The 19,719-nt window shown below is 53.6% G+C and carries 17 protein-coding genes and 3 pseudogenes; 6 read left to right on the forward strand and 14 right to left on the reverse strand.

Annotation, left to right across the window (positions count from 1 at the left end; genetic code table 11):
• The 4 genes from hypE to ACL2XP_RS10475 are packed head-to-tail and all read left to right on the forward strand — an operon-like array spanning position 1 to position 5,341.
• The gene (gene hypE, locus ACL2XP_RS10460) at positions 1–1,062 is read left to right on the forward strand and encodes a hydrogenase expression/formation protein HypE (RefSeq protein ID WP_413731050.1); all 1,062 of its coding nucleotides are present in this window, start codon (positions 1–3) and stop codon (positions 1,060–1,062) included.
• Positions 1,034–3,415, forward strand: a complete 2,382-nt coding sequence (hypF, locus tag ACL2XP_RS10465; RefSeq protein ID WP_413730148.1) for a carbamoyltransferase HypF — start codon at positions 1,034–1,036, stop codon at positions 3,413–3,415. Before hypE ends, hypF begins: the two co-directional genes overlap by 29 nt.
• Positions 3,408–4,148 carry an HAD family hydrolase gene (locus tag ACL2XP_RS10470; RefSeq protein ID WP_413730150.1) on the forward strand — a complete coding sequence of 247 codons (741 nt, stop codon included), beginning with the start codon at positions 3,408–3,410 and terminating at the stop codon, positions 4,146–4,148. The genes hypF and ACL2XP_RS10470 overlap by 8 nt, the downstream gene beginning before the upstream one ends.
• Entirely contained in the window at positions 4,148–5,341 is a 1,194-nt protein-coding gene (locus ACL2XP_RS10475) for an MFS transporter (RefSeq protein WP_413738546.1), read from the forward strand. Before ACL2XP_RS10470 ends, ACL2XP_RS10475 begins: the two co-directional genes overlap by 1 nt.
• A 756-nt stretch (positions 5,342–6,097) precedes the next feature.
• Here ACL2XP_RS10475 and ACL2XP_RS10480 read toward each other — a convergent pair.
• From ACL2XP_RS10480 to ACL2XP_RS10495, 4 genes and pseudogenes are all read right to left on the reverse strand, one after another.
• Positions 6,098–7,300, reverse strand: coding sequence for an IS256 family transposase (locus tag ACL2XP_RS10480; protein ID WP_413734178.1), 1,203 nt, complete (start codon positions 7,298–7,300; stop codon positions 6,098–6,100).
• Between the two features lie 64 nt (positions 7,301–7,364).
• Positions 7,365–7,721, reverse strand: a pseudogene (gene nudI / locus ACL2XP_RS10485) (nucleoside triphosphatase NudI); the annotation flags it as partial.
• A gap of 886 nt (positions 7,722–8,607) precedes the next feature.
• A complete protein-coding gene (locus ACL2XP_RS10490) occupies positions 8,608–9,507 on the reverse strand; it encodes a hypothetical protein (RefSeq protein WP_413730153.1) in 900 nt (299 codons plus the stop codon).
• Between the two features lie 77 nt (positions 9,508–9,584).
• Positions 9,585–9,737 carry a hypothetical protein gene (locus ACL2XP_RS10495; RefSeq protein ID WP_165934093.1) on the reverse strand — a complete coding sequence of 51 codons (153 nt, stop codon included), beginning with the start codon at positions 9,735–9,737 and terminating at the stop codon, positions 9,585–9,587.
• A 561-nt stretch (positions 9,738–10,298) separates the two neighbouring features.
• Between ACL2XP_RS10495 and ACL2XP_RS10500 the strand changes: the two genes are divergently transcribed.
• Both ACL2XP_RS10500 and ACL2XP_RS10505 read left to right on the forward strand, forming a co-directional pair.
• Positions 10,299–10,811, forward strand: a complete 513-nt coding sequence (locus ACL2XP_RS10500) for a GNAT family N-acetyltransferase (RefSeq protein ID WP_413730154.1) — start codon at positions 10,299–10,301, stop codon at positions 10,809–10,811.
• Between the two features lie 94 nt (positions 10,812–10,905).
• Positions 10,906–11,587, forward strand: a pseudogene (locus ACL2XP_RS10505) (IS110 family transposase).
• 254 nt (positions 11,588–11,841) lie between these two features.
• Here the strand turns inward: ACL2XP_RS10505 and ACL2XP_RS10510 are convergent.
• The 10 genes and pseudogenes from ACL2XP_RS10510 to ACL2XP_RS10555 all read right to left on the reverse strand — a co-directional run bounded on the left by ACL2XP_RS10510 (position 11,842) and on the right by ACL2XP_RS10555 (position 19,706).
• Complete coding sequence (locus tag ACL2XP_RS10510) at positions 11,842–12,591, reverse strand: TIGR03747 family integrating conjugative element membrane protein (RefSeq protein ID WP_413730155.1); 750 nt, start codon at positions 12,589–12,591, stop codon at positions 11,842–11,844.
• The gene (traD, locus tag ACL2XP_RS10515; protein ID WP_413730156.1) at positions 12,591–14,744 is read right to left on the reverse strand and encodes a type IV conjugative transfer system coupling protein TraD; all 2,154 of its coding nucleotides are present in this window, start codon (positions 14,742–14,744) and stop codon (positions 12,591–12,593) included. Before traD ends, ACL2XP_RS10510 begins: the two co-directional genes overlap by 1 nt.
• Before the next feature lie 15 nt (positions 14,745–14,759).
• Positions 14,760–15,290 (reverse strand): integrating conjugative element protein, encoded by a 531-nt coding sequence (locus tag ACL2XP_RS10520; RefSeq protein ID WP_413730157.1) that lies wholly within the window; start codon positions 15,288–15,290, stop codon positions 14,760–14,762.
• On the reverse strand, positions 15,287–15,877 hold the full coding sequence (locus ACL2XP_RS10525; protein ID WP_413730158.1) for a lytic transglycosylase domain-containing protein: 591 nt from the start codon (positions 15,875–15,877) through the stop codon (positions 15,287–15,289). Before ACL2XP_RS10525 ends, ACL2XP_RS10520 begins: the two co-directional genes overlap by 4 nt.
• Positions 15,862–16,596 carry a TIGR03759 family integrating conjugative element protein gene (locus ACL2XP_RS10530; protein ID WP_413730159.1) on the reverse strand — a complete coding sequence of 245 codons (735 nt, stop codon included), beginning with the start codon at positions 16,594–16,596 and terminating at the stop codon, positions 15,862–15,864. Before ACL2XP_RS10530 ends, ACL2XP_RS10525 begins: the two co-directional genes overlap by 16 nt.
• A gap of 3 nt (positions 16,597–16,599) precedes the next feature.
• Positions 16,600–17,259 carry a hypothetical protein gene (locus tag ACL2XP_RS10535; RefSeq protein WP_413730160.1) on the reverse strand — a complete coding sequence of 220 codons (660 nt, stop codon included), beginning with the start codon at positions 17,257–17,259 and terminating at the stop codon, positions 16,600–16,602.
• Positions 17,256–17,873 carry a PilL N-terminal domain-containing protein gene (locus tag ACL2XP_RS10540; protein ID WP_413731051.1) on the reverse strand — a complete coding sequence of 206 codons (618 nt, stop codon included), beginning with the start codon at positions 17,871–17,873 and terminating at the stop codon, positions 17,256–17,258. The genes ACL2XP_RS10535 and ACL2XP_RS10540 overlap by 4 nt, the downstream gene beginning before the upstream one ends.
• Before the next feature lie 334 nt (positions 17,874–18,207).
• A pseudogene (locus tag ACL2XP_RS10545) lies at positions 18,208–18,763 on the reverse strand (hypothetical protein).
• A gap of 96 nt (positions 18,764–18,859) precedes the next feature.
• On the reverse strand, positions 18,860–19,255 hold the full coding sequence (locus ACL2XP_RS10550) for a hypothetical protein (protein ID WP_413730161.1): 396 nt from the start codon (positions 19,253–19,255) through the stop codon (positions 18,860–18,862).
• Between the two features lie 103 nt (positions 19,256–19,358).
• Positions 19,359–19,706 carry a hypothetical protein gene (locus tag ACL2XP_RS10555; protein ID WP_413731052.1) on the reverse strand — a complete coding sequence of 116 codons (348 nt, stop codon included), beginning with the start codon at positions 19,704–19,706 and terminating at the stop codon, positions 19,359–19,361.
• Between the last annotated feature and the right edge of the window lie 13 nt (positions 19,707–19,719).

Here is a 19,719-nt window from a genome sequence, read left to right on the forward strand (position 1 = left end):
ATGGCTTATACACAGACCGGCAGCAATGGCCCGGCCACTGAATCACATGGTTCACCGATCGAAACCGTGATTCTGGATCATGGCACCGGCGCCAAGCTAAGCCGGGAGCTCGTGGAGCGGATCTCCGAGACATTAGGAGATACCTATCTAGGCACCATGGAGGACAGCGCATTTCTGGAACTGCCAACTACCCGTATCGCCTTTACCACAGACTCTTTCGTGGTGACACCACTATTCTTTGGGAATGGCGATATCGGCAAAATCGCGGTGTGCGGCACCGTGAACGACCTGGCGGTGAGTGGCGCGCGTCCTCTCTATATAACGCTTAGCCTCATCATCGAAGATGGCATAGTAATGGCTGATCTGATGAAGATCATAGCGTCCGTGCGCGATACAGCACGCTCGGCGGACGTCAAGATCGTCGCCGGTGATACCAAGGTAGTAGGCAAGGGCGAGGCCGACAAGCTTTTCATCAACACCGCCGGCGTCGGCGTCATGGAGCGTCCTCCAGTCTCCGTTCGTAACGTCCGACCTGGGCAAAAAATCATCCTCAGCGGCTATATCGGAAATCACTCCATCCACCTGCTTTCGATCCGGGAAGGTCTAGGCTTTGAGCGCAACGTACTGAGCGATTGTGCACCGCTAAATCATATGATCGATTCAGTATTGAGCAACGTGCCGACAGGTAAAGTTGCCTCAATGCGCGACGTTACCCGCGGCGGTCTATCAGCAGTGCTGCACGAGCACGCACGTGCGGCCAACTGTGCGATCCACTTCGACAAGCAAGCGCTGCCGGTACTTCCAGAAGCCGCTATGGCTGCCGATATGCTGGGGGTCAACGTGATCAATCTCGCCAACGAGGGGTGCTTGTGTCTTTTTGTCGAGCCCGACGTGGCGGATAGAGTTTTGGCTCTTTTGCACGAAGATCCCTGTGGCAAGAAGGCGGCCATCATTGGCGAGGTTGTGGCATCTTCCTTACCGGAGGTGCGCATGATGGAATCAGATGGTACCCAGACAATTATTGAGGAACTCTATGGTGCAGAACTTCCCAGACTCTGTTGAGCCAATCGAAGCGCTCGAGACCCATCGTTACCGGGTCTGCGGGATCGTGCAAGGGGTTGGCTTCCGCCCCTTCGTCCATCGGCTGGCGCGCACCCATGGAGCAACCGGCTGGGTGCTCAACGACTCCGAAGGTGTTTTACTTGAGTTGCAGGCATCGGCAAAAGCTATCAAGGACTTTATCGATGATATGTTATCGCGGCCACCACCTCTCGCGCGGATCAACGATTTGGTTGAGGTGCTGCTGGACGAGCCCGCACCGCGTTACCAGGGTTTTGATATCCGTAAGAGCCGCGACTTAGCACACATGAATACCATCATTCCGCCAGACTCGAACGTTTGCGGCGACTGCTTAAGGGAGATGCGCGATCCAAGCAACCATCGTTATCGGTACGCTTTTATTAATTGCACTAACTGCGGTCCGCGCTATTCGATCATCCTTGGCATGCCATACGACCGCGCGCAGAGCACTATGAGTGCGTTCACCATGTGCCCACAATGTGAGCACGAGTATTTAGACATTGAGGATCGCCGCTATCACGCCCAACCGAATGCCTGCCCGACCTGCGGACCAAGTCTTCAGCTCACGGACCGTAGCGGTGCCCTGATCGAGACTGATGATGTGGTGCGCTACGCAATTTCCAAGCTGCGCGAGGGCGCTATCATCGCGATCAAAAGCCTTGGCGGCTTCCACTTGGCGGTGGATGCCAGCAATGTAGCGGCGGTTCGCGAGCTGCGTCACCGCAAGCGGCGCGATGCCAAGCCTTTCGCAGTGATGGTTGCCGACAGCGAGAGCGCCGCCCGTTGGGCCTTTATCAACTCGCATGAAAGGATGCTTCTCGAGAGCGTGCAGCGACCCATCGTCCTGTTGCGTAAGCGTCAGAAGACCCTGCCGGAAGAGATCGCTCCCCATAATCCCCATCTGGGCGTAATGCTCCCGTCAGCGCCGCTGCACCACCTGCTGCTTGAGGATCCCACACTGCCGGTATTGATCATGACCAGCGGTAACCTTTCCGGGCATCCTATCGTGTTCGACAACCATACGGCAATCGAGCAATTGGGCGAAATTGCGGACTATTTTGTTCTGAACGATCGCGATATCCGTACCCGGGTGGACGACTCAGTCGTGCGTATGATCGTACGCGAGGGTAGGGATGAGCCTCAGATATCCTTCCTACGCCGCTCTCGCGGCTATGCTCCGTATCCCATCCATCTGCCTTACTCGGTGGGTTCGGTCGTGGCACTCGGCGCCGAGTTGAAGACTACCGTCAGCATCAGCAAGGGCAAGCAAGTCTTCATCAGCCAGCACATTGGCGATCTGAAAAATGAAACCACCTTTCAGTCCCACATTGATTGCGCCAAGCATATGCAAGACCTTCTGGCTGTGCGGGCTGACACACTTGCCTGTGACCTGCACCCTGCCTTCCGCTCAACCCGAAATGCCATCGAGCAATCCGAAATACGTGTCGTCCAGGTTCAGCACCACCACGCCCACATGGCCTCGTGCATGGCGGAACACGGACTTTCGGGTAAAACCATCGGGGTGATATTCGACGGTACCGGCTACGGTACCGATGGTACCATCTGGGGTGGTGAGTTCTTGCTCGGCGATTTCGAGGGGTTCGAAAGGGTTGGCCATATACGCCCAATGTTGCTACTGGGAGGGGATCAGGCCGTGAAAGAGCCGATCCGAGTCGCCATGTCGCTGCTTGTTGAGACCTTCGGCGAACGGGTCACCGAAATAGACGTTCCGGCCATACGCGACCTGTCTGAACAGCGGCGCGAGGTTTTTACCAAAATGGCCCTCAGGAAAATCAACGCGACCACTACCACTAGCATAGGTCGTCTGTTCGATGGTATCTCGGCGCTGATGGGTATTTGCGCAAAGGTTGAATACGAGGCGCAGGCGGCAATCGAAATGGAAGCGCTATTGCAGCGCGATTTCTGCATGGCCAAGCCATTTGAGTATGACATTGAGGCGCGAGACGATTGCCTGGAAGTGGACTATCGTCCCCTCGTCAATGAATTGGTCCATCTGCTGCGTGTGCCCGTCAGCGATGTAAGCCAGCTAAGTCGGCGTTTTCACTCCACGATCGTGGATATCATCGGAGAGGTATGCCAACGCCTTGTTAAGCGTTTTGGGGTTAATCAGATCGTATTGAGTGGGGGTGTTTTTTGCAATGAGTTTCTCGTGATAAATACGCTGAGCTGCCTTGAGTCGCATGGATTCAAGCCGTATTGCCATCAATTGGTGCCGACGAATGACGGTAGCATTTCCCTGGGTCAGGTGGTTGTCGCCGCCGCCCGTATCAAGCGCGAAGCGCTATTGTGTGACGGAGAAGAAAGAAATGAGTGAATCTGTAGAGAGAGTAGCAGCAGTTTTGTTTGACATGGACGGTGTTCTAATCGATTCCAGGGCCGTGATTGAACAAGCATGGCGCGAGGCTGCCCAGATGTACGAGCGCCAGATCACCGAGGAAGAGATCCTCAAGCACATTCACGGTCAGCCCGGGCCGCATACCATCCGTGCTCTATTCCATGATCTGCCGCTTTCCGATCAGGCCAAAGTTCAGGCGCACATCATCCATGTTGAAAATACCGCCGACTGCGAGCCCATTCCTGGCGTGGCACAGCTTATCGCCTCACTTGGTGCGGCCGGAATTTCAATCGGCGTCGTGACCAGTGGCTGGCGCTTGAAGATCGATCGCGTCATAGCACTACTCCATGCACAGTCGTACGTCTCGGTCATTGTCGAACGGGATGATGTGGCTCACGGCAAACCGTACCCCGATCCCTATCTGCTCGCGGCTGAGCGTCTGGGCATTCCTGCGAGCAAAACCATCGTTTTTGAGGACGCCAAGAGCGGGGTAACCTCCGCTGTTGCTGCCGGAGCATATTGCGTTGGCATCGGCGATGAGGACCTGATGCCATGCGGCGCAAAATTTATCATCCCCGACTTCCGAGGGGTGAAAGTGCTGACCAACGGCGTGGACGGTTCGATCCTTTCGTTTGGCCCGGGGCAAAAGGTAATAGTGGAACGATCACCTGTGCGCAATGACGTGCCGCCCGTGTCACGAGACCACCAATAATGAAACAGGAACAAAAGGGGCGGTGGGCCGTCGCCTTGCTGTTTTTCGTCAATGGCTTTGTGACCGGAGGCTGGGCTGTGCATATTGCGCAGTTCGTTCCGCGATTCGAGGCGTCAGATAGAATGATAGGCCGTCTTATTTTAACGTTTGGACTGGGCGCGCTGATCATGATGCCAGTGTCGGGCATGCTGATGGCGAAGTTTGGTTCGCAACGCATAGTGCGTATATTTGCCATCGCAACTTCTGTGGCGCTTCTTCCGCTCGGGCTGGCTCCGAACATTCCGCTGTTGGTGGTTGCTCTCTTTGTCCTCGGTGCCATGATCGGTTCAATGAATGTCGCTATGAACTCCAACGCAGTAGCGGTGGAGAAAGCCCTGTCCAAGGCGGTGTTATCCTTCTCACACTGTTCCTGGAGCATAGGTTTGTTCGTTGCCGGTTCGATCGGAGGCTATGCTATCAAGCATTTCGGATTCCTCGCGCATATCTTCTTGGTGAGCGCAACTGCAGTAGCGCTCATCGCTGTCACCTTTCCATTCGTTCTCAAGGATGATCCGGCGCCAAAAAAAGATGTCAAACAGCCGATGCGCCTGCCGCGTTCCCCCGCCGTTTACCTCATTGGCCTCATAGCGCTGTTCGGCATGATCCCTGAGTGTGCGGTCGTCGATTGGTCCTCGCGTTATCTGTTAAAGGATCTAAACGCTAACATAGAGACTGCCAGTCTCGCCTTTGCGTTCTTTGGCGGAACGATGGCAGTCCTTCGCTTTATGGGCGACGCCGTGCGTAACCGCTTCGGCGCTGTTCGTACTATACGTATATCAAGCCTGTTATCGGCGACTGGCCTTTTGATCGCTGCGTTGGCGACCAATCCTTGGCAAGCGATCATCGCCTTTGCAGTAGCTGGGATCGGGATAGCCAATATTGTCCCGATCGCTTTTTCAGCCGCTGGTAACCAGCGAGGCATCGCTACTAGTACTGGCATGAGTGTTGCCACGACTATAGGCTACTTAGGAACATTGATGGCGCCAGCGCCTATAGGTTTTTTTGCCCAGTTCGCCGGTTTTTCCAATGTGTACATGGTAATGGCGCTAATGCTGGGCGTGATATTCTTGCTTGCGCCATTGGTACGCAGCGCGGAAATTAATCCAAGGGGAATAAACTCTCAGCAATCAGGGCCGGTCGCAGTAAAACATTGAGAGCGATAGAAGCTATTTTATCTGGTCGGGCTCAATGTAAAACAAGGGCTCGTCTGTGTATTTATCTTACCAAGCGACATCTGGCCGTGATGTCAGATATCCGGTTAGACGTGCACCGGTCTTGTAAAAAAGAAAGGGGGCGAGATCGCCGCGTTTTAATCAGCCGGCATTCTTTAATTAAGAAAGCCTAAACTCATTGTCCATATCCAAATAAATATCAATTTCGTGACTGTCATCGAATTCCCCTATAGCTATTTTTAGGCTGTGAATTAGGCATGCCATTGTAATGATTCTTTTTTAATAAAATATAGAGATTGGTGTCTGCGAGTTTTATTGTGCGCCTGCCACAGGCAATGATCGGTATCGCTACCATGTTGGTGCAGCAGCGTGGTATTTAATGGCTGGAGGGCGCTGTCGTAGCCACTTTAACATTATCGAACGCGCTTATCAGCGTGGAAGTGTCGAAAATTTGTTGACCAGAGCGGTCAGCGACGGGCAGGCGGGCGGAGCCGGTTACCCTGAAGAAAGATGAGAACAATATGAAATCAAATGGGCGGTGGGCCGCATCCAGGTTCGGGACATACACGAATAAAGAAACGCGCCGGACTGAGCCGGCGCGGAAAAGAAGATCAGATTCGAAAAGGTATTATTACAGAAAACCTTTTTGCTTAAAGGTGACACGTGTAGCCTCATTCAGGTCAAGAGCATGGAGCCCGGCCGGGAGCATTCATAATTCTGTGTCACGTTAAAAAATCACTACAACGTAATCACTTTATCGAGGCGACCCTCAAAATAAATCGCCAACTGGGACAATGTCAAATTCCAGCTCTGTATCGGCATTGTCCATTTTTCCTGTGCGTTCATTAACCCCAAATAAAGCAACTTCAACAGACTGTTTTCATTAGGGAATGCGCCTTTGGTTTTCGTCAGCTTTCTGAACTGACGGTGCACCGATTCAATTGCGTTTGTCGTGTATATCACCTTGCGGATCGTCGCCGGATACCGGAAGTAATGCGACAGATTATCCCATTTCCTTCGCCACGACTGGAGCACCACCGGGTACTGCTGACCCCATTTCGCCTCCAGCTCATCCAGCGCCGTTTCTGCCGCCTCCTTTGATACCGCCCGATACACCGGCTTCAGGTCAGCCATAAACGCCTTATGATGTTTTGATGCGACGTATTTTATCGAGTTACGGATCTGATGGATAACGCAGAGCTGGACTTCGGTATCCGGGTAAATGCTGTTTATCGCTTCCGGGAACCCCGTCAGGCCATCCACACAGGCAATCAGAATATCGTCCACGCCACGGTTTTGCAGATCGGTCAGCACCGATAGCCAGAAATTAGCGCCTTCATTTTCAGACAGATACAGGCCCAGGATCTCTTTTTTGCCTTCCAGATTCAGCGCGAGAACCGTGTAAACCGCTTTGCTTTGATAACGTCCGTCTTCGCGGATTTTATAGTGGATCGCATCCAGCCAGACGAAGGGGTATACCGCCTCCAGTGGGCGCTGTTGCCATTGTTTTAACTCAGGAATAACTTTATCGGTGACAGCACTAATCGTGGCGCTGGATACGCTAAAAGCGTATAAATCTTCGATTTCCTGGCTGATATCTTTGTAGCTCATGCCGAGTGCGAACATGCGGATGATCTTGCGTTCGATCTCATCGGACAGCGTGGTCTGATGCTTCTTCACCAGTTGAGGTTCAAAAGAGCCGTTACGGTCGCGGGGAGTGGCGAGTTCAAAAGCACCGGTTGGCGATTTAACTGTCTTTTTGGTCGAACCGTTTTTACGGTTAGCGGCAATATCCTGAGCGAGATGAGAATCCAGCTCAGCAGCCAGCGCTGCTTCCGTTAACTGTTTGATTAATGGAGTTAATATTCCATCTTTTCCCGTTAGGGCTTGGCCATCCTGAAGTGCTTTCAGGGCTTTATCAAAATCGAAGGGCTGGGACATGTATCATTCCTTTTTGTCGGTATTTTACTGGAATGACACAGAATTTCTAACACTCCCGCCCGGCCGGGCTGATCCAGGCAATATCCTGAAATTCCTCATTAAAAGTGACCTGACGGTTTGCGCTGGCACAGTCAAAAATGAGATAAATCATGTAGATCTCTTCTTTAGTGCCGTCCTGATAGGTCTTCACCCGGACATCGTCCCTAAATGTCCATGGCGTGATACGGGTTATCTGTAGCGCTTCACCCAGTTCTTCTCTGATCTCCCGCCGTAGTGCTTCCTCCATCGTTTCGCCTGGCTCCATACCTCCACCGGACAGCGCCCACTGACCGGGGAATACGCCCCGGTCAGCGGCCATTTTACAAAGTAAATACTCGCCATTATTTTCAATAAGTGGACAGACTATGATCCTCTGACGCATGTAACCTCCGGATGTCATGAATTTTTTCGATAACTTTATCAGATAAACTTTCTACCGTCCCGGGTGACGTGCAGGTGAACACCCATTCCTGTAGAAAAGGGGGGGAAGATTCTGAGAAAATGTCTGATATTCAGAATGCCGCCAAGTATACATTCTGGCTTTACTTTATATTTCCGTGATCGTTTGCACGGCGCTTCGGTGCTGGCCCGAAGTGCAGTCTCCTGGGTGAATAATGCTGTAGCGGAGCGTACCACGGTATTATCCAGTTCATCTGGTCCCCGGATTCCGTTCGCTGAAATAGCTATCACTACCGTTACTGCAGATAACGAAGATATGAAAATCTATGAAGTGGTACCAATTGCTGCTGTTATCGCTAGTACCATAACCGCTAGCGGTCATAAAAGAACGCAGAACGCTACCTTATTCTTGGGGCTAACTCATCGATCAAGTTACTAGGAAAATAATTGTTGCTGTTGTACGTAAAGGAAATGGGAAGACTATTAGCAATGACTAAACGCCCATCACTGTTGAATACGTTATATCAGTGATTGATGATATGGTGACGGAAATTTTGATTTTTCCTAAGGATTAGTTTAATTTTTTCATACGGGGGGTACGCATTCCCCATATTTTATCTTATGACGTAACTCTGCATTAAACAGTGACGAAATATAATATTTTTTGAATGTTATGATTTATTTTTTTAGCAGGCTTTTTTTGCGTAAATCTTATTATCGATACATAACATTTTTGTATAGTTAAAACCCAAGACCAAAAGCATTTCCGTCTTCTTCTGAATGTAAGACCATCAAAAACTTTAATGGAATAAATAACTACTATAGCACGACGCTAACTTGAAGTAAGATTTAGGATTACTAATTGAACGTTACTTATTTGTCGCATTTGCAATGCGTTCATACTCAGTCCTCAGGTGTTCCAGTTTCCGAGGCAACTCTATATGATAGAAATTTTCAGGTAAATTAAAATCATTCGGCTTTAACTTAATTTCATCTAGCATCTTTTCAATAATTCTGTAAAGCGGTAGTTTATGCTCTATCTGATAACGCCTGTAATTGCGTTGCCAGATCATAGAACAAAAATAATCCAGATAAACCCTTCCTTGACGGAAGGGCAAACATTCAAATTTTTCAAGTAGGAAATTATATGCCGGTATGGCCAGTGCTCTGATGCGGGCTGCTTCGGTCAGCGGATCCTTCTGCATCGGTGGTACGGTGGCATTTGACAACCTTGAACGTATGCAAGCGATCGGGTTAAGCACCCTGACTTTATCATTACAGGTTACGTCACCATAATGCTCTGGCAATACTTGAAATAACTCGGTGTTAAGCGCCAATTTTTTACCTATAAAATCATCCGACTCAAAACCAGATGGCCTATCAATAATATCCACAATATTGGGTTCATTGACTTCTGGGTTGAGAAACAGACCGTGCTCATCCTCTTTAACTTTACCGGTGCCTGCATCGATTAGGGCCAGTACAGCCAGAGATGGAGGAGTAAAGGTAGTCTGTATTTCAGCGTTCACATTAAAGATTTGAGCGATGGCTGCGATTCCCTCATTTCGTGCAACATAATCAATATCAATCGAATTGATGAAGGTCATATCCGGCTTCTCTGTGTAAGCATCCATATAAACGGCGAGCCAATACATGACAGCCTGACCACCTACAGTTATGACAGGTGAAGGCAGCTTTTCAGCGTTGCGGATTAAATAGCGATTAAGTTTCACCATCTGTTCATCGGGCGGGATAGCAAGTTTAGACATAAAAAAGCCCATCGTATCAACAATGAGCCTATTATAACTCTCGTACCGTCATGAGATACAATCTATCGGTCAGTAAGTTAAAAGAAGGCCGCCTGGCGCGGATTACGGGCCGCTACAATGCCCTCCGGGCGTTTCTCCATCACGCGTCCTTGAGCTTTACCGCTACGAACAGCTTCAACACGTTCTTGGTAAACCTGCTGATGTCTGATTTTTGCGTCTTTGGCTGACATGATGCTTCTCTCTCAAAACGTATAGGCCATATGCCGTATAGACTAAATATACGCCAATCTACTCTGTCAGACAATGATTATGCAAACAAGAATCGCGGCCACGCTCTCCAATCCGCAATTTGTTTTTACGAGATATTTAGCATTTACGCCAGTTACTTCATCGCCGGTTCGAGCAACCTTGTGCCGAAGCCTAACCTGCACACCCCAGAGTATCCCCCTTCAGCAAGCAACGGGGTATTCCATAAACATACTTATCAGTTTAGCAAAATCACGGGATATTGTCCGTCTTTATCTTGTCAGTTCCCGTCTCGACGAAAAAAAACATTGGTAGAATATGCTAAGTGCAAAATCCTATGAACTTCATTGATGCTAAAGATAATGAAATGAGCGCCTCCCACCTTCCTCAGTTCAGGGCGAGAGCGGTAGCTTATCTTCCGCCATAGTTGTTCAGTAACCACTACCTTTCTGATTGAAAAATAACAGATTCTAAAATGAATAATATGTTGAATTTATCTGGCAGGTTACACTATGCATCTCGTTTAAAACGTAAGGATTGCCCAGATGGCATTGAATATACGGAAGGCCCATTTAGCGGATTCTGTCTTACTTCATAAACTAGGTTTTGAAATCTACAGCACCCACTTCAAGCATCTGTGGGTATCGCATTCTGAAATGAATGATTATCTGGAGCGCGAGTACTCAACCCCTTCACTGGAGTCAAGCCTGTCAGATCCCAAGGTGTGCTGGTACCTGGCAGAAACCGATCAGCCAGTTGGTTTTGCCAAAGTCACATGGGCAGATAAAATTCCGGATACAGAAATGTCAGGCGTGCTACTGAACAAGTTATATCTGGCTTCGAGTGCTACAGGTAAAAATTATGGGAAACAGATATTCGAACATATTGTCAGTCTGGCCCGGCGACGCGGTGAAGGATTTTTGTGGTTAGAAGTTCTTGAGGGCAATGATCGTGCCCGTAAATTTTATGAAAATCTGGGATTCGGTCATATCAAAGATACAAAATTACAAACAGCTTCACAGCAGAGCCTTCTCCACATACTGGGTATTAATATCTGAATCCCTGACAGCTGACTGAAATTCCGCGGAATCTGTAGCAGCCCAGCCTGATGCCTTTTTATAAGCAACTTACAGAGTGTGGAGGTAGCAGATAATGAAGCCCATGCCAGTCAGTGTCGACATTGCCAAGAACGTGATGCAGGTCCATTACGTGGATAAAAATACGGGGAAGGTGTTTAACAAGGCCATTAAGCGCGCGAAATTTATCGAGTTCTTCACCAATCGTCCGCCCTGCCTTATTGGAATGGAGGCCTGCGGCGGCGCACATCACTGGGCCAGACAACTGAGCCGGCTGGGCCATCAGATCAAACTGATGCCGGGCGAATTCGTCAAGGCCTTCAATATCCGTAACAAGAATGATACGGCCGACGCACAGGCTATCTGGCGTGCGGTTCAGCAACCGTGCAAGGCTATAACGGTGAAAAACGAACAGCAACAGGCTATGCTTGCCCTGCACCGGATACGTTCCCAACTGATGAAATTCTGGCTGATGCAGACCAATGCACTTCACGGATTACTCGCGGAATACGGTGAAGTGATGCGTAAGGGGCACGCCAGCCTCGTCAGAAACGTCCCCGAAATATTTGCTCGCCTGTCCAGACGTTTACCGGGCGTGCTCATAGACAGCCCGCGAGCCGGGGCCCTGGGTTACTGACATGCTGAAACGGCGACCGATCAATGTTGTCTCCGTGGCGCTGGCCAACAAAATGGCAAAAATGATATGGGCCATACTGGCTCACGGCAGACCCTATCAAAAGGATCATGCCCTTAATTGAGCCAAAACAGAAGGATGCCAGAGAAGAACGTCAACAGGTTGCGCAGGCAGTGTAAGTAATGACAGAACAAGTCAGACCGTAACTCATCAAGCCTGAAAAAAATATCGAACTCCGGGTTCGCAAAGGTAATTGAGGCGTGAGTCAGCGGATTTCATTAGGGCCAGCAGCCGCTTTCGCAGTTGCGTTAAGACCGGATATATAGCCGCAATCGTCCTGTACGTCACGAAGTACAAAGCCTGGCAAACGGGAGGCGCTCATATATATTTTTTAAAACTGCCAACGGTGATATCGGTGGACAGACCGAGTAGTAACGCGAACGGCAGAAGTATTATCAGAGGGTAAATGCTGACCGGTAAGGCCAGGTATATGATCCATGGTAATACCGTCAAAGGTAGCAGGCTGGCTCTGGCCCGATGATAGACAAACCCGGATTCCCGCCCCGCACCAAAGCGGCGGATATCGCGGCGGACCAGCCCATCCACCAAGCCGACAAACGCCGCCATCGCAAATAATGGTAGGGTCAGGCAGAGCACCAGTACACGCACCATGAACACAAGCACGGTGTAAGCGGCAGCAATCAAATAACTCTCCAGATGGACATAGACCAGACCTAGGTAGTAGCGGAAGTCATGCGTCAGGCTAAGCGCTCCGCTGCTGGCCTGGATTGAGGCATCCCTTATCCACGCTTTTAGCCCATTATTGACAAATAACCAATTGTAGACGCTTTCGATAAGCTCCTGAGCCGTGTGGCCTGGCTCCTTTATCAGTATGCTGCGTGTGAAATGCTCAGAGAATTGAGCCAGTTCGAAGTGCAACATTCTCTGCGCGTGATGCCAGCCCTGCTCCGGCCAGAAGAAATGCATGCCCACGCATTCGATGACGATGCAGAGCAGCAGCGAACCGCTTAGCACGCCGATAAAACGAAAGGGCAGCGTTAGCAGACTTACGACAAGACCCTGCTGTCGCATTTGCTGCTGTTGTGCTGTGATGGCCGGATCTCTCATTACTCCTTATCCTCATCTGCATTCGTCATTTGCAGGAACCCATCAATCAGGTCTGCCGGCAGTTCTGTATTCTGAAGCTGGGGTCCCGCTTGGTGGTCCCACCAGTCGCCGGCTTCGACGTAGCGCTGGCGCATGTAACCGGCCAGTTCCTGTAAATCCTTTGGCATGTCCTCATCGGGATCAGGGGCCGGCAGCGGCATACGCACTTTCCAGAGATTGCCACCCTCAATCAGCGCGAAGCATTGTCCTTTGGGTAGTCCGACGACATGCGCCGGCTCAATCAGCGGTACACTAGTGCTGCTGATGCGGTCCTGGGTGTTGGAGGTAAACGCGGTATTGCCGTGGGGATCTGAACTGTCGGTTGCGCCACTCATCAGTGACGTGGCGTAAACCTCAACTTTTGGCAACTGGCGTGTCAGCAGTTCGGCAGTTGCCGTTTCGCGCACGCGTAACATGAAGAGGTTATTGAAGTTGCCGACCACCTGACCAGCCTTGGCGCGGTTGCCGATGCGTGCTTCGATATCCGAGAGCGTTTGGGTATAAGCCGTGACCTGTATACCGGCGCCGCCACCTTTATTGACCATGGGGATGAACTCATCGCCCATCAGCTCATTGAATTCGTCCGCGTGGACGTTGATGGGTGCTTTGGCGTTGGCCGAGGCATCGGGCAGACCGTCATCAATGCCGAACTTGTAGATGTGGCCGGCTACCGAAACCAGATCGCTGAACATGGAGTTGCCCACGGCTGCGGCGACTTCGGCATCGGACAATGCATCAAGGCCCACGTAGACCACCGCGCGTTTGCGGATAATTTGCATCCAGTCAAAGATCGGGCGTGGGTCATTCAAATCGGCGTAGTCCGGTGCCAGCAACTGCGCGATCTTGCCGGTGGTGAGTTTCTCTAGCAGCGGCAGCAGGCTTGCCACAATCTTGTCGAAATAGGTGCGGTCATAGCGGACAGCAGACCTCAAACCATCCAGCACCGGGTCGTATACACGCACCTGGGACAAATACTGTTCAATGGCGATGATGCGCTTTTCACGCCCGATCATATTACGTGGGATATTCTTGTCGTTGAGCTTGGCTTCGAGTTGGACAATGATGTCCCAGGCCTTAGACTCAGTCTTGGCAAAAAATTGTGCGGCATACTCCATGAAAAGGGCATCAATGTTGATGACGTGACGTTGGATCAGCAGATAGTCGGGGCGCTGCCCCAGTTCGACCAGCGCACGAGCGATGATGTTGACAAAACGCCAGGCAAATTCCCGAAAGGCTGCGCTGTTCCCCTCCCCGGAAAGTTGTCCGGCGATGCGCGTGGCGACCTCCGAGATGCGGCCAAAACGCCCCACCGCGTTATAGCGTGCGGAAATATCCGGCCACCCTAAGTGAAAAACATAAAATTCACCTTCGCGCCCGGCGCGTCTGGCTTCTACGTACATCCTTTTCAGCAAATCAGCGTCGCCTTTGGGATCGAAGACGATGACCACCTCGTGCTCGCCTTGGGCATTTTTGCGCAGGATATCCTGGGTAATGAACAACTCGGCCAGCCGCGTTTTCCCCACGCGCGTCGTGCCCAGCACCAGGCTATGCCCGACGCGCTCGCCCAGGGGTAATGTGACGTCAATCTCATTGGGTTCAATGCCGTGTAGTCGAGGCATACCCCCGACCGGGGGCAGCGGTCGTACAGGGTTAAAGGGTGTATCCCAGGACGTCAGTCGCGCGAGCCGGGAAAGTGGGAAGGGGGCAAACTCCAGTCGTTCCTCAAGGCGCCGGGCCAGGCGGTAGGGTGTCGTGGGTTCCACGTAACGGCGAAACTCTGGCCGATAGGTCTGCATCAGCCGGTGGGTGTGCCGCTGGTCCCAGCGAAAGCCCCGTCCGACGAACAGCCTTTGCTGGCTTACCGGCACGTCGCGGCTGGTCATCATGTAGCGAGGCAAGCGGCGGATATTGCGGCGGTAACGCAGGATGGTCCAGGCATCACGAAAGCGGATGATACCGAAGGTCAGGAAAGCCAGTGCGGAGCCGTGGCCGAGTAGCGGGCTCAGCGCGAGCGACCACGGTGCCACCAGGCACAGCGTCGCGGCGGCGGCGCAGATCGCCACGGTATACAACTCCACCGCGGGGCGTAGCAAAACTTCAACGGAATGGGCCATAGCACGTACTTCACGTCAGGGTTCGATGCCGGTGGCGGTGATGAGCACCGGGTAGTGGCGAATGCCGAGCCGCTGGGCCAGGTCGTCGGCGGAAACGGGCGAAAGCGTAAGATCTTGTGCCATATGCCTTAGTACGGCCAGTGCCTCGGGGGTGTCCACGTTGACGACCAGGCCTATAGCATTGAGTTCGTTCAGCGCTTCACGATGCTGTTGCAACCAGGTGCGCGAGCGTTCGTCATCGCCGATAAGGAAAAGCGGCGACAGGCCGGGTGCGCGAATAATACGTTGCGATTCTACACCAGGTGAAAGCAACTTAGAGCGTACCGGCAGCATGGATGCCTCGGCATCGGCCTGGCCACCCCTGTGTGGGGCCGGTTCATGATTTTCTGATGGTGCTAGTTCCTGAGGGGCGAGCGCCCGGTAATAGGGGAGCGCTGAGACACCTCCGCGATCTTCCACGACGTTTAGGTGTGTAGAGGGGGATTGGGCAAAGGCGGTCATGGATGACAGCAGCCAGGTGAGCAGCAGGCACAATATTTTCTTCATGGTGTAATACTCCGCGCAGAAGTCAGGGATATTCCGGGGCCAAGGACACGCGCAAGATGCTGGTTGACGCTACGACGGTAGCGCGCAGCGGGGGCGCCGCCAGCGGGGCGGTGATAACGTCCGATAGCAAGTAACCAGTCCTCACCGGGGGTATGCTGCTCGCGCAGGATTTGTGCGGCGATCGCGAGATTTCGGTAGGGATTGAGTATATCGCAGGGGCCGTTGTAGCGATGGGCCTGGTAACCCAGGTTGACTTGTGCAAGACCGGCGTCAATACGGTTGGCAGGAACCCGGGATAACGCCCGGCGAATGCCGGCACAAGCATCGGCATGGGTGGCATAAAGCTCGGCGCGGCCAGCGACATTGAGTGTCCACGGCCAAGGCACAATCTTTCCGCGAAGCCGGGTACCGCTTTCCTGCAGGGCAACGGCGTAGAGAACCGGAGACGGCACGCCCATCTGCTGTGCGGCGAGCTGGTATGCCGGTGGTGGTATCTCCAGGGCGCGGCCGGTTCCGGTGCCAAGCGTCAGCAGCAAAGCCGCTGTTGCCGCCCGGAGTCGGTATGTGGTGCTTACTGCCGCTGCCATTGGCCGTTCACCTCGCGCACTACCGCAGGCAGGTTGCCGGGCAGGCTAAGCGAGAGCCAGCGGCCGCCATCGTGGTTGAGCGTGATAGTACGATCACGCACTTTCACCGGGTCGATACCGGCCTGCGTCGCCCACGTGCGGATGCGCTCATCGTCCTGCCGGCTGCCGACCATGTAAATATCCATAGTCGTCCCTGCGGCCTGTAATTGCTGTACGCGCTGTTGGCAGGCTGGACAGTTCGCTTTGATAAACACCGCCAGCCGGTCAGAGCCCGTGTTGCCGGTATCGGGCGATGGAGCGCCAGGCAAGTTCACGCGCTGCTGGCCGGGGAACAGCCTTAACCAGGCAGCATCATAGGCACGCTGATAGGCCAGGATCTTCTCCACGCGGCGGGCTTCTGCTCGCGCCTGCAGCTCGGCGTAATGGTCCCGCTCTTCATCGCTGCGCGCTTCTATGCCGAGTGCGGTCAGCGGATCGAGGTTGGGCGACCAGATACCGAGCGGTCCCTTCATCAGTTCCCGGTAACGTGTCCATTCTTCTGGGCGCAGCCCCCAGTCCTGCGCTTGGCGTTCGTCAGAGACGGTATCCATACTCGGACGAAGTTGGCTAGGGATCAGGCGAGAAGGGATGGTCGCCATAGGTTGTGCCGTAGTCTGGCCAGCGCCAAAAAACATGAGACTGGCAACGAGCGCGGCAGCGGAAAACAGTCGCGGAGCCATGGGTTACTCCCGGGACAGCGGCACGCGCCGCGCCTGTCCGCCGGCGCGGAACAGCGCGGCGTCGGCCTCAATGGATTGCAATATCCAGCCACTCTCGGCGTCGCCCTGGCGCAGGAGGCGCACATCGTTAAGTGTTGTCGATGTCAATGGAGCGACCGACAGCAGGCGCTCGCCGCCGCGGAGCTCCATCTCGACCACGCGAAACGGTAGATTCGGCACCGTAGGTTTCGAGGCCTTCGCTACCGGGCGGCGCACTGCTGCGACCGGGGCGGGTTTCTGGAAAGCACCGGCGAAGCGCGCGAGTGATTCAACGCGGTCCTGGAGCGCTTTAAGGTCACTGACCTGCACAATGGCGGCATGCGCCTGCTCAAACTGGTCAATACGCGCCTGAAACGCCTGACGCGTTCTGGTGAACTCGGCGCGGGTGACCGGCTTCGGCTGGCGTTTATCTGCGTCGACCTGTCGCTCGATATCTGCCAGCCGTTTGGCCATATCCTCGGCTTTGGCGTCCAGGGCCGCGGTCTGTTGCTGATGATCCTGGCGCGTGACGCCGACGGTATTGATGATCGTAAGAAAACTGATGGTGAACAGCCAGACGACAGCTGCGATCTTCAGCCAACGTGAGTGGCGATCCTGTCCGGCCTCGTTTTGTTGAATGTTCATGGTTGCTGCTTCCTGGGCGGCGATCCATTCCCCGATACCGACTGTGCGTCTTTAAACGGGGAGAGTACATCGGCTCCTGCTCGACCGGCGATGTCACCATTTATGTGCTCTGTTGCAACATGCCGATCGAAACAGACCTTCCGGTTCGCGTTGTCTACAGAAAGGTCCCAGGCCGGACCGACCAGCATCAGCAGTGCGTCGCGCAGTTGTAAGGGGCCGAAGCGAAAATGAGCGGCAGGCAGTGGCAGTGCATACAACGATGCGGTTTCGGGCGTGTGGCAAAGCTGGTAACCGGTGCGCATCAGCACATGTCGCAGGGCATAGCCTACGTTGGCATCAAATGTGGACGGCACCGAAACGGCGACGACCTGCAACAGCAAATCACGCTGGGCAGGTTGGGGCACGAGTTCAACAAGGGTATAGCGCCCGTAGCGGACGACAGGTACGAATTCCGGGCCGGATCGGGCTACCACTTTTGGTGTGTCCCGTGGCGGAGTGGGAGAGATGGCGGACGTTGGCGCAGTCGTACATCCCGCCAGTAACCCGGCCGTGAGCGTCAGGCCAACCAGACAGGCGTTCTTTGCGTCGCTGGGGGAGAAAAAAACTGGTGGCATAGTGTGATTCCCTTGGTCTTTTATCCCACTTTCGCAGGCGGGTGCGGCGATGGCAGCAGACAATGGGAAACCCGCCTTGCCCGCTTTTAGTCGGGAAAAAACGGCCTCCGTAGAGGCCGCCATTCACAGCATCCGGCTCAGGCTGTGACGAGTTGTCGAGCGAACGCCACTTCCACCGAATCACCTTACTGGTTGGGGGCGTCCAACCCGGACTCAGGTACGACTCCTGACGTACTTGCGGGCAAGCCGGGGGAACATGATAGCCATGGATATCTCCTGAAAGGCTTGGGATAAGTCGAGGGCATGCACGGTGCGCATGCCCGTAGAAGTAGCTTCAACTGACACGCCGAATCTGCTTGCCTGAAGTCAGTTCGTGATCAACTGCACTACGTGTGTCGTTGCGGATCAAATCGGCGAGTAACTTGGTGATAACCGGGATATCAAGCACAAGTCGATGGCCTTTCAACGGCCCTAGGGCTACGGGAAGCCGTACCAGCATTTTTTGCTGCTGCAAAAGCCCCAGCACTGTGGCGCGCCAGTGGTCGAGTAAGGGCAAGGGGCAGGTGTCCTGCACCAGCGTCCACAGCCTGCCGGGCCGGTGAGCGGACTCGCCGGGCAGCAGCGCCTGCGCCTTGTCATTGGCCTTGTCGGGCTTCACGCAGCGGCTATCTAACAGCCACAGGTTGACCATGGAACCGAACAGCGTACGCCGGCCCATCCTCGTCGCTGCCCAGGATGGGCCGGGCGAGGAACTGCTGGAGCGCGGTATCCCGCGCCCAGACGGACAGGAAAACAAGGTTGCCACGCTTGTCGCCGACTCAGCCGTCGGCCATCAGGTCGGGGCATTCGTAGATTCGGTAGAGCGATTGGGAAGGAGTGGTTGCAGGCATGGTAGTGTCCTTTGGATGAAAGCAAGGGACAGCACCGCCGCCGGGGCAGACGCTGTCCCGTGGGATGAAAAAATTGAGTCCAGATCGAACGGGGGATCAGGTCCGCATCGTCTTGGCAGGTGCAATCTGTGTACGCCGACGCGCATGGTAGGCACGCACGCCTTTACGCCACTCGCGCGATTGCTCCGGCGCCATGGACAGGTAGCCTTGTGGGCACGAGTAGTAGAACGGGTGCATCGACTCATCCATCGACTTGTAACCCCAGCCTGAGCCGGAGCCCTGCAGCAGGTAGCAGGCGATGAACATAATGGACTGCCCGATATCGAGACCAAGCGCGTCCGGCTGCTTGGCCGTGATCCGAACGACCGACCACAGCACGTTGCCGCGCAGGGTATGGGCGATCGTTTCGTAACGCACGGCTTCGCTCTCATCCGGTTGCGTCAGCTTGTGGATCAGCTCGCTGCGGGTCCAGTGTGAAAAAGTCCAGCTCATGAGGGGTCTCCTTGAAAAAAAGCTGGAGTCCCTCCCCGTCGGGGAAGAACCCCGCGGGTGATGAAATGCCGCATGTGCGCGGCGATGGAGCCAAGTGCAGTCTTCAATACGAACCGCAACCGGCCGGGCAGCAACCCAATTCGATCCCGTGCGTGCAATAGCTGTTTTCTGCATTCCAGTCATGGGTTTCCTGCCTCTCGGCAGGTGTCGCGTAGCTCCATTCCTCTTTTGCGATTTGCAGGGCCTGCGCGCGCTGGTATTCGGGCAAATGACCAATTCGCACATCAATCATCGAACTGAAGCGGTCAACGTAGTAGTCGTAAGACAGACCGCAACCATGATTGGCTTGCGCGCCTGTGGATTTACAGACAGCTCGCCACGCTGGTTCATCGAGCGCGGAACGGTTCTCTTCGATAGGCTGCGAAGATGTGTTGCATGCGATTGTTGACATGATGAAGACCTCC

This window comes from Sodalis sp. RH21, from assembly GCF_047324175.1.
Classification (GTDB): domain Bacteria; phylum Pseudomonadota; class Gammaproteobacteria; order Enterobacterales; family Enterobacteriaceae; genus Acerihabitans.